This is a genomic window from Bacillus sp. PDNC022 (genome assembly GCF_016919285.1).
Classification (GTDB): Bacteria; Bacillota; Bacilli; order Bacillales; family Bacillaceae; genus Bacillus; species Bacillus safensis.
This window is the reverse complement of record NZ_CP070345.1, coordinates 1,403,676-1,419,156: the sequence shown is the minus strand read 5'-3', so window position 1 is coordinate 1,419,156 and position 15,481 is coordinate 1,403,676. Positions and strand designations below refer to the sequence as shown.

Below are 15,481 nucleotides of genomic sequence, written 5' to 3'. Positions count from 1 at the left end.
TAAGTTTACAGAAAAACGATCGGCATTTAAAGGGGATTGTGATATAATATGAAAGTTATCTAATTATTTTAGGAGATGAAAATGTGAAACTTCGAAAAGACCTTCGCAACATCGCAATTATTGCCCACGTTGACCATGGTAAAACGACGCTTGTTGACCAATTGCTCCATCAAGCTGGTACTTTCCGTGCGAATGAAAATATCGCTGAGAGAGCCATGGATTCAAATGATTTAGAGCGAGAGCGCGGTATTACGATTTTAGCTAAAAATACTGCGATCCATTATAAAGATACACGCATTAATATTTTAGATACACCAGGACACGCCGACTTCGGTGGTGAAGTTGAGCGTATCATGAAAATGGTAGATGGTGTACTTCTCGTTGTGGATGCTTATGAAGGCTGTATGCCTCAAACACGCTTTGTGCTGAAAAAAGCACTTGAGCAAAACTTAACACCAATTGTTGTCGTCAATAAAATTGACCGCGACTTTGCTCGTCCGGCTGAAGTAGTCGATGAAGTGATTGACTTGTTCATTGAATTGGATGCAACAGAAGAACAGCTTGAATTCCCAGTTGTCTATGCATCTGCAATCAATGGTACAGCAAGTAACGATGCGAGCAAGCAAGATGAAAACATGGAATCATTGTTTGAAGCCATTGTGAACCATATTCCTTGCCCAGTTGATAACCATGAAGAGCCGCTTCAATTCCAAGTGGCACTACTTGATTACAATGATTATGTTGGCAGAATTGGAATTGGCCGTGTATTCAGAGGAACAATGGAAGTAGGACAGCAAGTGGCCTTGATGAAAATCGACGGCACAGTGAAACAATTCCGTGTAACAAAGATCTTTGGTTTCCAAGGATTAAAACGAGTGGAAATCAACGAAGCGAAAGCGGGAGATCTTGTCGCTGTATCTGGAATGGAAGACATCAACGTAGGTGAAACGGTTTGTCCGGTAGAACACCAAGAAGCACTTCCAATCCTTCGTATTGATGAGCCGACACTTCAAATGACGTTTGTTGTAAACAACAGCCCATTTGCTGGCCGTGAAGGAAAATACGTGACATCACGTAAAATCGAAGAGCGTTTAGAGCAGCAGCTTCAAACAGACGTCAGTCTTCGTGTGGATCCAACTGATTCACCTGATGCTTGGGTTGTTTCTGGGCGCGGAGAACTTCATTTATCCATTCTCATTGAGAATATGAGACGTGAAGGATTTGAATTACAAGTATCGAAGCCAGAAGTTATTGTTAAAGAAGTTGATGGTGTTCGATGTGAGCCTGTTGAGCGCGTTCAAATTGATGTACCAGAAGAGCATACTGGCTCTGTAATGGAATCAATGGGTGCAAGAAAAGGTGAAATGATTGACATGATCAATAATGGTAACGGTCAAGTTCGCCTGATCTTTACAGTGCCATCACGTGGTTTAATTGGTTATACAACTGAATTTCTTTCATTAACTCGTGGTTTTGGTATTTTAAACCATACGTTTGACAGCTACCAGCCAATGCAGTCTGGTCAAGTTGGCGGACGCCGTCAAGGTGTACTTGTTTCAATGGAAACAGGTAAAGCGACTGCTTACGGAATCCAAGGTGTTGAAGAGCGCGGTGTGATCTTCGTTGAGCCGGGTACTGAAGTATACCAAGGCATGATCGTTGGGGAGCATAACCGTGAGAATGACCTTGTTGTGAACGTAAGCCGTATGAAACAACAAACAAACGTACGTTCAGCGACGAAAGATCAAACGGTTAGCATGAAAAAACCTCGTATTATGTCACTTGAGGAATCTCTTGAGTACTTGAATGAAGACGAATACTGTGAGGTTACACCTGAATCAATTCGTCTTAGAAAGAAAATTTTAGACAAAAACGAACGTGAGAGAGCAGCGAAGAAGAAAAAGCTAGCAGGATTATCTTAATTCCATGAAGAATTAAAAAAGATAGAACCCTGAAAGATAAGGGGAGGGAATCTTTTTGAATGATCAGGAAGTAAGTGAAAATCTATCCTTTTTCGCGATGCTGTTTCGTGTCGATGAAAATCCGCAAACAGGGATGTGGCTCCTATATGGCACCATCCTTGTTTTAGCGATTATTGTTTTTAAGCTCGGTTTTGCAAGACGCTTACCGATTTTAAAAGCGCTCGTGATTTATTTGTTTTTGATTTTTGGCTGCACGTTTCTTACATTTCTAGGAATCTTCCTGCCAGTAGCGGAAGGACTGGTTGTGGCAGCTGCCATTTTGATTATTTATAAAATACGGCTGCATCGTGCGAAAAAAGAAGGAACAGTCAATACGTAAAAAAAGACCTGAACATGTGTCAGGTCTTTTTTATGTCTTTTGTTCTTTCTTTCCTTTTTTCTTCTTTTTCTCTTTCGTCGCAGGATCTTGATAAAGAGAGAATCTGCCGGTTTTGATGCGGGCTTCTGTTTTTATTTTAATACGTTCTTGGCAGTCATCGCACATATATGTATGAATGGGCCGGTTTCTTAACCGTTTAGCAACGAGTGTATCATCATCAATGGTTTCAAGCTTTTCACATAATGAGCACTTCACTCTCATCATTTTCACCTCACTTTATTGCATTTATTATAGCATGTTTTACAGACACTTAAAATCAGCGTAGAAAAAGGCTTATATCATAGGAGATATAAGCCGTTCTCATTATTTCTTCTGATTCATATGATGGTTCGATTGGTCGTTTTGATTTTTTTCTAACTGCTTTTGATCATGTTCTTTGAGCTGATTATTCGGATCATTTGTCGGATCTTTTTCGTTACGTTCAATCTCATTTCTCGGCATCTCTGGCATCACGCGGCCGACAATGGCAGCTAGTTCATCCATAATTCCGCTTACAGGGCGGCCTGCTTGAATTTCTTTGCCCATTTCTTTTAAACGGCTGACTGTATCCGGGTCAGCAACCACAACTGCATTTGCACCTTCAGGGTCATTTCTCAGCGCTTTTGCAACTGAATATTTAATGGTTTCTACTTTGCTTCTATCTAAATCATCTTTTACATCAATACCAACAACAGCATAGCGTCCGATGACGATTGCCGTTGCATCATTGACATCTGCTACGTGCTCTGTCACATTGACAAGATGCTGCGCAACATCTGTGGATGGGCGGGCTTGATTGGTCTCTTTCTTGGATGAGTCAGACACTCTTACTAAGTGCTGGCGTCCATCTTGCTTGTCCAGCGCTTCTGGCTTTTCCTGCTGCTGGCAAGCGCCTAACAGAATGATCGTTTGAATCATGAATAATGTTAAAAATAGTCGCATCTAAATTCCCTCCTTCACAAACTGCATGATTTATTTTATTGTTGAATTAACCTTCTAACTTTATTCATGAAAACATATATTTTAACAATCGTTTTGGGAAAGACAAGGATGAATGAAACCCCGATCAGGAGGCGAAGGACCTGAGTAAAATTTATGTATTAGACACAAATGTGTTATTACAGGATCCGAATTCAATCTTTTCATTTGAAGACAACGAGGTCGTCATTCCGGCCGTTGTGTTAGAAGAAGTAGACTCGAAAAAGAGATACATGGACGAGGTTGGGCAAAACGCCCGGCGCGTTTCACGTTTAATCGACGGTTTGAGATCGAAAGGGAAACTGCATGAAAAAATTACGCTAGAGTCAAAAGGGACGCTGCGAATTGAGCTGAATCACCGCTCTTTCCATGAGCTTCAAGAAATTTTTATTGAAAAAACGAATGATAATCGGATTTTGGCTGTCGCGAAAAATTTGAGCTTAGAGGAAGAAACAAAGCCTCACGGACGGCCTGTCATTTTGGTCAGCAAGGATGTCTTAGTCCGGGTAAAGGCAGATGCCATAGGTCTCCAGGCAGAGGACTTCTTAAGTGACCGTGTGCTGCAAAATGAAGACATTGATAACGGCTATCATGAGCTCTATATTCCGACGGAGCAATTGAATACATTTTATAAGCAAAGTCAATTGCCATTGAAAGAAGTCACAAGTGCACCATTAAACCCTCATCAATTTGTCATTATGAAGGGGAATGAAGGCGGCTCTGCTTTAGGAATGCTTGATCAAAAAGCAGAGCACGTGAAACGGCTTATTTATGATCAAGAGCATGTTTGGGGAATCCGCCCGAAAAATGTTCAGCAGACGATGGCCCTAGAGCTGCTATTGCGCCGTGATATCCCGCTCGTGACATTGATCGGAAAAGCGGGAACTGGTAAAACACTGCTTGCACTGGCTGCCGGATTAATGCAGACAGAGGATCTCGGCATGTTTAAAAAACTGATCGTAGCCCGTTCCATTGTTCCTGTTGGCAAGGACTTAGGCTACTTGCCAGGTGAAAAAGAAGAGAAACTCAGACCATGGATGCAGCCGATCTATGACAACCTAGAATTTTTATTTAATACAAAAAAACCTGGTGAACTTGACGCGATTTTGGCGGGAATTGGTTCTATTCAAGTGGAAGCTTTAACGTATATCCGCGGAAGAAGTATCCCTGATCAATTTATTATCATTGACGAGGCGCAGAATTTAACGAAACACGAGGTAAAAACATTATTAACGCGAGTCGGAGAGGGAAGTAAAATTGTGCTGATGGGGGACCCGGAGCAGATCGATCATCCTTATTTAGACAGCTTAAATAATGGACTTACGTATGTCATTGAGCGGTTCAAAGGACAGCAAATATCTGGACATGTCAAGCTTGTCAAAGGAGAAAGGTCTGGACTTGCACAGCTTGCAGCTGATTTGCTGTAGTCCAGACCCTCTGTCTTATGTAATGATAAGCTCTTTGACACCTTTTATCGGCTGAGTGAGGTTGGACTGATCCGCGAAATAAACGTGGATTGGTCCTTCTTCTGTCATAGGCTTCCCATTTTGGCTGAAGTGTGCAATGCTTTCCATTGCCTGAGAAAGCGGCACAGCAATTGTCCCTGTTTCTGTGACAAATTCGCATGTATCTGCATGTTCAAGCGGTTCTGCATTTTTCAGCATATCACCTAGCTTCATTCCGAAGCTGCCTGTGACGAGTCTTTCCTTTTCGTACTTTTTCTCTGTTTTTAAAGTGGGTGGAAGTGTTTGCCCTTCTCTAATCACCCGCTCTTGGTCAAGCTCCTGATCCAGCTGATTTTCTTCATTTGCCGTGCTTTTTTCAAAAAATGAATCCATTAAAAATTTGCGGTCATCAAAAATCCATACGCTTGGATCAATGGTGATCTTGTACTTTACGTTCCCCTTAATTTGAATGATGCTCATGTTCAAGACAACCCCTTTCCACCATAAATTATAGAAGTTTTCGCCTGCTTTGTCACTTTCATAAACATGCTTCTCCTTGTACACACTAATCGTACATGAAAGATAGGGAGGATGTTGGGCATGGCATGTCGTGACAATGAAGAGCTTAAGCGATTTGTGGAGGAAGCAAAAAAAGTGGCCAAAGATGGCAAAGTAGCATCCTATATTCCCGCTCTTGCCAAAGCGGAACAGACAGATTTATCTGTGGCTGTGTACCATGTGAGTAATACTTGCCACTCGGCAGGAGATGTAGATAAACGCTTTACCCTTCAAAGTATTTCTAAAGTATTAGCCCTTGCGCTCGTGCTTTCAGAAGAAGGGCCCAAAAAAGTCTTCCAATTTGTTGGACAAGAGCCAACAGGTGACCCATTTAATTCAATGATTAAGCTGGAAACAGCAAGTCCGAATAAGCCGCTGAATCCAATGATTAATGCAGGAGCGCTTGCAGTCACAAGCTTAATAAGAGGAGCGACTCCGCAAGATCAGCTTAACCGCCTTCTTAGCTTTATTAGAGAGCTCGCAAATGATAAAAGCATTACATACTGCAAAGAAACAGCTGCATCCGAATTTGAGACTTCGATGATTAACCGGGCTATGTGCTATTATATGAAGCAATATCATATTATTAGAGGGAACGTAGAAGAGGTCATGGATGTGTATACGAAACAATGCGCCATTATGATGAACAGCTTAGATTTGGCGAAAATTGCTTGTGTTTTTTCATTAGATGGCAGACATCCAGAGACGGGGCAGCAAATTCTTTCAAAAGATGTCGCTAGAATTTGTAAAACCTTTATGGTGACGTGCGGAATGTATAATGCAAGCGGGGAATTTGCCATTAATATCGGCATACCCGCTAAAAGCGGTGTTTCAGGCGGGATTATGGGAGCGGCTCCATATGATTTTGGGATCGGAATTTTCGGTCCTGCTCTGGATGAAAAAGGGAATAGTATTGCTGGAATTAAGCTGCTTGAGCTCATGAGTGAAAAATATGAGATGAGTATCTTTTAATGATGTATGTCTTCTTTTTATTTTTACAATGCGAACTGTACAAATCTGCTTGCAATTTTGGCCGTTTCGCTTTATGATAAATAGAAGAATTAGGTACTCGCCTGGGGAACGGAGGGATACTTTTGGCGTCAGAAATTTTAGTCGATCATCGGCAAAAAGCACTGGCTTTATTAAAATTGGATGCAGATAAAATTTTAAAATTGATCCAAGTGCAAATGGACAACTTAACGATGCCGCAATGTCCTCTTTATGAAGAGGTTTTAGATACTCAAATGTTCGGATTATCGCGAGAAATTGATTTTGCTGTCCGGCTTGGATTAGTTGATCAACATGAAGGCAAGAAACTACTCGATAAACTTGAGAGAGAGCTTTCCGCACTTCATGATGCGTTCACAAAAAAATAATGATTGAAAACTCAAACTTCCACAACATAAGTTTGAGTTTTTTTGTCCCCTATTTTCTTTTGATGGATTGACGGCAAACGGACTTGATTCTTTCATGAATGACGAACAATATAAAAGAGGTAAAACGGGATCAAACGGAGAAAATGTAGTAGAATAAGAACAGCTAAGAAGATATCAAGCAGTAGAAACAGACGTTAGGAAGAGGATTATATGTTAAAGAGAATGCTAAAATCGTATGACTACTCATTATTGTTCGCCATTATCTTAATCAGCGCATTCGGTTTGGTTATGGTGTATAGCTCAAGTATGATTACATCTGTTATCAGATACGATGCCGCGCCAGATAATTTTTTTAAAAAACAGCTCTTATTTATGATTGTTGGGGCAGCCATCTTAATCTTTACGGCATTATTTCCATATCAGCTGTTTTCAAATAAGAAATTCCAGATTGGTATGCTGCTGCTTTCAGTTTTTTCCCTCATCTATGTGTACTTTGGTGGTCATATTGCAGGGAACGCAAGAAGCTGGATCAAATTAGGCCCTTTTAGTCTTCAGCCAGCTGAATTCGTGAAGATTGTTGTCATTATCTATCTTGCTGCGGTGTATGCAAAAAAGCAGCATTATATTGATCATATTTTAAGAGGTGTTACGCCTCCGATCGTGATTGTCTCTATCCTGTGCGGATTTATCATTTTGCAGCCGGACTATGGGACAGCCTTTATTATTGGCATGATTGCCCTTGCGATGATTTTATGCTCAGGTTTTAGCGGCAAAACGCTGGCGAAGCTGCTCGCGCTATTTAGTGCAGTAATGGTCGTCGTAACTCCATTTATTATTCTTTTTTGGGATAAAATTTTCACGCAAAATCGTCTCGGACGTTTTGAGAGTTTCCAAGATCCATTTAAAGATGCAGGGGCTACAGGGCATCAATTGATTAATTCATATTATGCGATTGGATCAGGCGGCTTTTTTGGACTCGGTCTAGGGGAAAGCGTTCAAAAGTACGGGTATCTTCCAGAGCCGCACACAGACTTTATCATGGCAATTATCTCGGAAGAACTTGGCTTTTTCGGCGTGTTTTTTGTTCTCGCTCTTCTTGGTTTCATCGTCGTGAAAGGTTTTTATATTGCGAGAAAGTGTGAAGATCCGTTTGGAAGTTTGCTTGCAATAGGAATTTCCTCCATGATTGCTATCCAAACTTGTATCAATTTAGGCGGTGTTTCCGGTCTTATTCCGATCACTGGGGTGACACTTCCGTTTATCAGCTACGGGGGATCGTCCATCATTTTACTTAGCATCTGTATGGGAATGTTGCTGAATATCAGCATGTTCACTGAATATAAAGAGCGTTACAAAAAGAAAAAATCAATGAGCAAAGCATCAGTTGAAAAAAATGGATTGCAGAAAACTTTGAATCTTTAGAAAACAAAAGTGTACAGTTTTCATTTCTTCCTTTATTATAGAGTACATATAAAATTTTAAGGGATATGGAGGAGTGAGAATGTCACAGAGAACAATTCAAAAGGTTCTAGTTGCAAACAGAGGGGAAATCGCTATCAGAGTCTTCAGGGCCTGTACGGAGCTCAATTTACGTACAGTGGCCATTTATTCCAAAGAAGACTCGGGCTCTTATCATCGCTATAAAGCTGATGAAGCATATCTAGTTGGAGAAGGGAAAAAACCGATTGATGCCTACCTCGATATCGAGGGGATCATCGAAATTGCAAAACGAAATGACGTGGATGCGATTCATCCAGGCTACGGATTTTTATCCGAAAACATTCATTTTGCAAGACGATGCGAAGAGGAAGGCATTCAATTTATTGGTCCAACTTCTCAGCATTTAGATATGTTTGGAGATAAAGTAAAGGCGAGAGATGAAGCGAAAAAAGCTGGTATTCCAGTCATTCCAGGAAGTGACGGACCAGTTGATTCGGTCAAAGAAGTCGAAAAATTCGGTGAAGAATACGGTTACCCGTTTATTATTAAAGCTTCACTAGGCGGCGGCGGCCGGGGTATGCGGATTGTCAGAACAAAAGAAGAGCTGAAGGAAGCCTATGACCGTGCAAAGTCAGAGGCAAAAGCTGCTTTTGGAAATGACGAAGTATACGTTGAAAAGCTGATTGAGAATCCGAAACATATTGAAGTGCAGGTGATTGGTGACAATCACGGCAATATCATTCATTTATATGAGCGTGACTGCTCTGTTCAAAGGCGGCATCAAAAGGTCATTGAAGTGGCACCAAGCGTGTCTCTAACAGATCAATTGCGTGAAGATATTTGCGAAGCGGCTGTTCAGCTTGCCCAAAATGTATCGTACATTAATGCTGGGACTGTAGAATTCCTTGTGGCAAATGGAGAGTTTTACTTTATTGAAGTCAATCCAAGGGTGCAGGTAGAACATACGATCACAGAAATGATCACAGGTGTCGATATCGTTCAGACCCAAATTCTTGTTGCAAAGGGGCATAACCTTCACAGCAAGGAAGTGGGTATTCCAAAGCAAGAAGATATCTTTACACATGGCTTTGCTATTCAATCAAGGGTCACAACAGAAGATCCTCTAAATGACTTCATGCCAGATACAGGAAAAATCATGGCCTACCGCTCAGGTGGGGGATTTGGTGTACGTCTTGATACAGGGAACAGCTTCCAAGGAGCAGTTATTACACCTTATTACGATTCACTATTGGTCAAGCTGTCCACATGGGCGCTCACGTTTGATCAAGCGGCTGCTAAAATGGTTCGAAATTTACAAGAATTCAGGATTCGCGGGATTAAAACAAATATCCCATTTCTTGAAAACGTCGCTAAGCATGAAAAGTTCCTAAAAGGGGAATACGATACATCGTTTATCGATTCAACGCCAGAACTATTTAATTTCCCTAAGCAAAAAGACCGCGGAACGAAGATGCTTACTTATATTGGTAACGTTACCATTAATGGGTTCCCTGGTATTGCGGAGAAAAAGAAGCCTCATTTTGACAAGCCAAACGTACCGAAGCTTCCTCTCCATCAAGAGATTCCATCTGGGACAAAACAATTGTTAGATACGCATGGACCTGAGGGACTTGCGAATTGGGTAAAAGAACAAAGTAGCGTCCTTTTAACCGATACAACCTTTAGGGATGCACATCAATCTCTACTTGCGACACGCTTTAGAACACATGATTTAAAGAAAGTTGCCCAGCCAACAGCAGGTTTATGGCCAGAGCTGTTTAGTATGGAAATGTGGGGCGGTGCTACATTTGATGTTGCGTACCGTTTCTTAAAAGAAGATCCTTGGGAACGATTGAAAGAGCTTCGTCAAGAAGTGCCAAACACGCTGTTCCAAATGCTTTTAAGATCATCAAACGCTGTCGGGTATACAAACTATCCGGATAATGTGATCAAAGCATTTGTAAAAGAATCAGCTGAGGCGGGGATTGATGTATTCCGTATTTTCGACAGCTTAAACTGGGTCAAAGGCATGACGCTTGCTATTGATTCTGTTCGGGAATCAGGCAAAGTGGCAGAGGCGGCCATTTGTTATACGGGGGATATTCTTGATCCATCTCGTCCGAAATATGATCTTGAGTACTATGTATCTCTTGCGAAGGAGCTTGAATCTGCCGGCGCGCATATTTTAGGTATTAAAGATATGGCGGGGTTATTAAAACCGCAGGCAGCCTACGAGCTAGTCTCTGCTTTAAAAGATGAGCTTACGATCCCTATCCATCTTCATACGCATGACACGAGTGGAAATGGACTGTTCACCTATGCAAGAGCGATTGATGCAGGTGTTGATATTGTGGATGTTGCGGTCAGCTCTATGGCAGGACTCACATCACAGCCAAGTGCAAGCTCACTTTACTATGCTTTAGATGGGCATGAAAGAAAGCCAGACATGAACGTCCAATCTGTCGAACGCCTTTCTCAATACTGGGATTCCGTCAGAAAATACTATCATGAGTTCGAAAGCGGCATGAATTCGCCTCATACAGAAATTTATGAGCATGAAATGCCTGGCGGTCAATATAGTAACTTGCAGCAGCAGGCGAAAGGTGTCGGTCTTGGTGAGCGCTGGAATGAAGTAAAGGAAATGTACAGACGTGTGAATGACATGTTTGGTGATATTGTAAAGGTAACACCATCCTCTAAAGTAGTTGGAGATATGGCACTTTATATGGTGCAAAATGATCTAACAGAAGAAGATGTTTATGAAAAAGGAGCAACACTAGACTTCCCGGATTCTGTTGTGGAATTATTTAAAGGCTATTTAGGCCAGCCGCATGGCGGGTTCCCAGAAAAACTGCAAAAGCTGATTTTAAAAGGGGAAGAGCCTCTTACTGTCAGACCTGGTGAGAAGCTGAAGCCAGTGGACTTTGAAGACATTAAGAAGCAGTTCAAAGAATCTCATGACCTGACGTTAACAGAGCAAGACGCGATTGCGTATGCCTTATATCCGAAAGTCTTTTCTGAATTTGTCCAAACAGCAGAAAGCTATGGTGACATCTCTGTTCTTGATACACCAACATTCTTCTATGGGATGAGGCTTGGAGAAGAGATTGAGGTAGAAATCGAAAAAGGGAAAACCCTTATTGTCAAACTCGTATCAATTGGCGAACCAAATCCAGATGCCACAAGAGTTCTTTACTTTGAGTTAAATGGCCAGCCGCGTGAAGTGGTGATTAAGGATGAAAGCATCAAATCCTCCGTTCAAGAAAAAATGAAGGCGGACCGTTCAAATCCAAATCACATCGCCGCATCGATGCCAGGTACTGTCATCAAAGTACTCGTAGAAAAAGGGCAGAAAATTTCACAAGGTGAGCATTTGATGATCAATGAAGCCATGAAAATGGAAACGACTGTACAAGCACCATTTTCTGCGGTCGTAGATGAAATACATGTGACAAGTGGAGAACCGATTCAAACCGGTGATCTGCTAATCGTATTAAAGCCTGAATAATAAGTGAGACACATCCACTGTGATGTGTCTTTTTTTGAGCGCATTAAAATGTGCAGCAGCCTGTGAGAGTGATTACACTATAGAGTGAGGTGAAGAAGGTTGGACAAAATTGTTGTGATTTGGTTTCGCCGGGATATGCGATTAGATGATCATATCGCCTTATCAAAAGCGATCACATATGCAAAAAAGCACGAGTACAAATTATTTGCTCTTTATCATCTAGATCCATTTTTTACAGAAATGGACCTCGATTTAAACAACGAACATTTTTTTCAAAACTTGGCACATTTCATCAAGGAAGCAAGAGAATCTCAAATGTATGTTCACCTTCTCCATGACGATGTCTTGCGTGCTTTTCAGCAAGTTATTGATGTGTATGACATCAAGGCTGTCTTTTTTAATGAAGATCAAGTGGGAATCGGTCAAAGGCGTGACCAACATGTAACCGATTTTTTAGAAAAGAAGGGCATTTATGTGTCAAAATGGCAAGATACACACCTTCACGGGGCGCAAGATATTTTAAAAGCGGACGGCAATCATTATCAAGTGTTTACTCCATACTATCAATCATGGCGAAAGCAAGAGAAGCAGCCTGTGATAAAAGTTGACAAATCATTTCTCAGCAGCGCTCATACGATCTGTGATGAACCACTTTCGCTCAAAGGAAATGACAAACTGCGCAGCATAATCATGAGATGCTCAAGAAAATTTGATCATATCGGCTCACACAAAGCGATGAACACGCTTCATGACTTTATCCAAAAAAGACTAACACGTTACCATGAAAAACGAGATATGCCATCTGTTTTTGGAACGAGCAAGCTGTCACGTTTCTTAAAAACAGGGACCATCTCAATCCGAACGATCTTTCATGCGGTTCATGAGGAGGAGCTGTTTGAAGACGAGGGCCGAGAAACCTTTATCAAAGAGCTGGCGTGGCGAGATTTTTACCATATGATTTATGCTCATTATCCAGAAATGAAAGAAAAAGAAATCAATTCGGCGTTTCAAGGGATGAAATGGAATGAAGATGAGACGCTGTTTGAAGCATGGTGTAAAGGTGAAACAGGCTTTCCCCTCGTTGATGCAGGGATGAGACAGTTAAATGAGGAAGGCTGGATGCATAATCGTTTAAGAATGGTCACCGCCTCATTTTTAACAAAGGATTATTTGATTGATTGGAGAAAGGGAGAAGCGTATTTTGCAAAAAAGCTTGTGGATTATGATGAGGCTTCGAATATCGGAGGATTTCAGTGGGCAGCTTCTGTTGGGACAGATGCCGTGCCGTACTTCCGTATTTTTAACCCAACGACCCAGTCGAAACGGTTTGATCCAAGCGGGGAATATATTAGAAGATATGTACCAGAGCTAGAGCGTGTTGATGAAAAATGGATTCATGAACCAAGTAAAATGCCGATAGATGAACAACGGAAATCGAGCTGTGTGCTAGGTGATACATATCCGCTGCCGACAGTTGATCACAAGGAAAGACGCAAAAAAGCCATCTCGCTATTCGAAGAAGCAAAACAACAATAAAAAATCCCCCTCTCCACATGAAAGGGGGATACAAATTTTTATCTAAATGGTTCTTTGCTTTCATATTTAAACCGGGCAATGAGTAGGCAGAAGTAGCATAGTACCCCAAACAAACAAGAAATAAAGAATGAATGAGCCAGCGCGTAACCAAGTGCAAGATGAGAATAAACAGACATCACACCTGAAATGGCTTGAAGTGTGATGAGGATGGCTGAAATGATCCATCCATAATACAGCTGCTTCTGTTCTTTATAATGTTTCATGGCATGGAACATTGCGACAAATATCCAGACGAATAAAAGAAGTGCTGCTGCTCGGTGAGACATTTGAACCCACTGATTAAAATACGTTGGAAGTGCGCCGTCTTTTGAACAAAACGGGAAGACAGAGCAAGCAAGGCTTGACTTTGTATGTCTCACATAAGCGCCCGTATATACCACGATATACGTATACGTGATCACCCCATAAATATGGAACTGCATTTTTTTGCCGATATGAAGCGGCTTCACAAGCTTTGTTTCAGATCTGGTTGCTTCAAAGACAAGAAGTGCAAGCAGTAATACTGAAGCAAATGAAATGAGTGAAATACCGAAGTGCAGTGCCATTATAAGTGCGTTAGAACCAAATACGACGGCAAGAGCTCCTAACAGCGCTTGAAGCATTAAGAATATAATGGACATGATGACCAAGAATTTGGTTTCACGGAATACTGGACTAATTTTTTTCCAGCATAAGACCGCCAGTGCCAGAACAAGAATGGTGGAAACTCCTGTTGACATGCGGTGACTCCATTCGATGATGGAAGCGGGGTTCATTTCAGGAAAGAAACGACCATGGCAAAGGGGCCACTGTCTACCGCAGCCAAGACCCGAACCGGTTTTCGTAACAAGCGCGCCGCCAATCAGTACGATCAGCATCACAAACGTTGTGATCACGCTCAATAGCCTTAAAGCAAATTTCATCAAATTATTTCACCTTCTCTAAAAAACTTCTGATATAAATGAAAACCTCACATGCTCTCAAGTTTAAGCCAAATGCGTGTTCTGTTGCAATTCATAATGACCAAAGTTCACAAAAAAATGATATGTTAGTTCACAAAGTTTACAGATTTAGAGTGCTTGATCTTTCTTTGACAGTCTGATAGAAATAGAGGAGAGAATATTTCATTTTGCACCGCCTTCTGAAACACACATATATCCTAATAAATTCACGAAAAGTTCACAAATAACTTCAAGTTTGTCGTTTATTATTTAATAGGATGTTTTTTTACAGCTGTTTATCTTGTATGATAGAGTTGTAATGATTTTACGTGTCATTCGTTCGTTTGAAGGTTTGGGCAAGGGAGGTTATACACATTGGCAAATTCCAAAACAGCCGCGGAAGCAGCTATTCATGGACAAATAGAAGAAACAACAGCTTGGAAAGATTTTCTTGCTCTGATTAAAATGGGCATCGTCAATTCCAATTTCATTACGACATTTACTGGAATGTGGCTTGCTTTTTATTTTACAGATATGAGTTTTCTTGGAAATCTTGATATTGTGCTGTTAACAATGATTGGTTCTTCTCTTATTATTGCCGGTTCATGCGCGATTAATAATGCGTTTGACCGTGATATTGATATATTAATGGAAAGAACAAAAACAAGACCGACGGTTACAGGTAAAATTCAACCGGGGCAAGCGTATGCATTTGGCATTCTGCTTGTTGTATTAGGACTCATTATGCTTCTGATGACAACCATTACATCAGCAGTGATTGGATTTATTGGAGTCTTTACTTATGCGGTTCTTTACACCATGTGGTCTAAACGTCATTATACCATCAATACAGTCATCGGAAGTGTATCTGGCGCGGTTCCGCCATTAATCGGCTGGACAGCTGTCACAGGTACAATCGACACAACGGCTTGGGTTTTGTTTATGATTATGTTCATTTGGCAAATCCCTCATTTCCTGTCACTTGCGATTAAGAAAACGGAAGATTACCGTAAGGCGGGCATTCCAATGCTGCCAGTTGTTTACGGCTTTGAAGTCACAAAACGCCAAATCATCATTTGGACAGCATGTCTTCTTCCACTTCCATTTTTCTTAGGTGGATTAGGATGGCCGATTGTCGCACTTGGTACATTGCTTAATATTGGATGGCTCGTTATTGGCCTTATGGGCTTTAAAATGAAAGACATCATGAAGTGGTCAACGCTCATGTTCGTTTATTCATTAAACTACTTAACCATCTTTTTCGTAGCGATGATTATTATTACACTATTCTAGAGTAAAATACACTTTGATTACATCAAA

At 41.2% G+C, this 15,481-nt stretch carries 13 protein-coding genes; 9 read left to right on the top strand and 4 right to left on the bottom strand.

Annotated features, from left to right (window positions below):
* The first annotated feature begins 83 nt into the window (after window positions 1–83).
* Together typA and JVX94_RS07360 are read left to right on the top strand one after the other, a co-directional pair.
* The gene (typA, locus tag JVX94_RS07365) at window positions 84–1,922 is read left to right on the top strand and encodes a translational GTPase TypA (protein ID WP_095408397.1); all 1,839 of its coding nucleotides are present in this window, start codon (window positions 84–86) and stop codon (window positions 1,920–1,922) included.
* Window positions 1,923–2,019: 97 nt separating this feature from the next.
* On the top strand, window positions 2,020–2,301 hold the full coding sequence (locus JVX94_RS07360; protein ID WP_044334035.1) for a YlaH-like family protein: 282 nt from the start codon (window positions 2,020–2,022) through the stop codon (window positions 2,299–2,301).
* Between the two features lie 30 nt (window positions 2,302–2,331).
* Here the strand turns inward: JVX94_RS07360 and JVX94_RS07355 are convergent, their stop codons facing one another.
* Both JVX94_RS07355 and JVX94_RS07350 read right to left on the bottom strand, forming a co-directional pair.
* Complete coding sequence (locus JVX94_RS07355) at window positions 2,332–2,562, bottom strand: YlaI family protein (protein WP_024424769.1); 231 nt, start codon at window positions 2,560–2,562, stop codon at window positions 2,332–2,334.
* Window positions 2,563–2,664: 102 nt separating this feature from the next.
* Complete coding sequence (locus JVX94_RS07350) at window positions 2,665–3,282, bottom strand: YhcN/YlaJ family sporulation lipoprotein (RefSeq protein WP_048238848.1); 618 nt, start codon at window positions 3,280–3,282, stop codon at window positions 2,665–2,667.
* Window positions 3,283–3,422: 140 nt separating this feature from the next.
* Between JVX94_RS07350 and JVX94_RS07345 the strand changes: the two genes are divergently transcribed.
* Window positions 3,423–4,745, top strand: a complete 1,323-nt coding sequence (locus JVX94_RS07345; RefSeq protein ID WP_111292332.1) for a PhoH family protein — start codon at window positions 3,423–3,425, stop codon at window positions 4,743–4,745.
* A gap of 15 nt (window positions 4,746–4,760) precedes the next feature.
* On the opposite strand, the gene JVX94_RS07340 is transcribed toward JVX94_RS07345, so the two are convergent.
* Window positions 4,761–5,243, bottom strand: coding sequence for a hypothetical protein (locus JVX94_RS07340; protein WP_095408400.1), 483 nt, complete (start codon window positions 5,241–5,243; stop codon window positions 4,761–4,763).
* Window positions 5,244–5,363: 120 nt separating this feature from the next.
* Here JVX94_RS07340 and glsA point away from each other — a divergent pair, with 120 nt between their 5' ends.
* The 5 genes from glsA (at window position 5,364) to JVX94_RS07315 (ending at window position 13,181) form a co-directional block, all read left to right on the top strand.
* Window positions 5,364–6,293, top strand: coding sequence for a glutaminase A (glsA, locus tag JVX94_RS07335; RefSeq protein ID WP_095408401.1), 930 nt, complete (start codon window positions 5,364–5,366; stop codon window positions 6,291–6,293).
* Between the two features lie 122 nt (window positions 6,294–6,415).
* Window positions 6,416–6,697 carry an Fpa/YlaN family protein gene (locus JVX94_RS07330; RefSeq protein WP_003212509.1) on the top strand — a complete coding sequence of 94 codons (282 nt, stop codon included), beginning with the start codon at window positions 6,416–6,418 and terminating at the stop codon, window positions 6,695–6,697.
* 210 nt (window positions 6,698–6,907) lie between these two features.
* Window positions 6,908–8,119, top strand: coding sequence for a putative lipid II flippase FtsW (ftsW, locus tag JVX94_RS07325; RefSeq protein ID WP_144485121.1), 1,212 nt, complete (start codon window positions 6,908–6,910; stop codon window positions 8,117–8,119).
* Window positions 8,120–8,198: 79 nt separating this feature from the next.
* A complete protein-coding gene (gene pyc, locus JVX94_RS07320) occupies window positions 8,199–11,645 on the top strand; it encodes a pyruvate carboxylase (protein ID WP_205185085.1) in 3,447 nt (1,148 codons plus the stop codon).
* A 99-nt stretch (window positions 11,646–11,744) separates the two neighbouring features.
* A complete protein-coding gene (locus tag JVX94_RS07315; RefSeq protein WP_275891463.1) occupies window positions 11,745–13,181 on the top strand; it encodes a cryptochrome/photolyase family protein in 1,437 nt (478 codons plus the stop codon).
* Window positions 13,182–13,219: 38 nt separating this feature from the next.
* On the opposite strand, the gene JVX94_RS07310 is transcribed toward JVX94_RS07315, so the two are convergent.
* A complete protein-coding gene (locus tag JVX94_RS07310) occupies window positions 13,220–14,143 on the bottom strand; it encodes a COX15/CtaA family protein (protein ID WP_024424776.1) in 924 nt (307 codons plus the stop codon).
* A 393-nt stretch (window positions 14,144–14,536) separates the two neighbouring features.
* Here JVX94_RS07310 and cyoE point away from each other — a divergent pair, with 393 nt between their 5' ends.
* Entirely contained in the window at window positions 14,537–15,454 is a 918-nt protein-coding gene (gene cyoE / locus JVX94_RS07305; RefSeq protein WP_024424777.1) for a heme o synthase, read from the top strand.
* The last annotated feature ends 27 nt before the right edge of the window (window positions 15,455–15,481 follow it).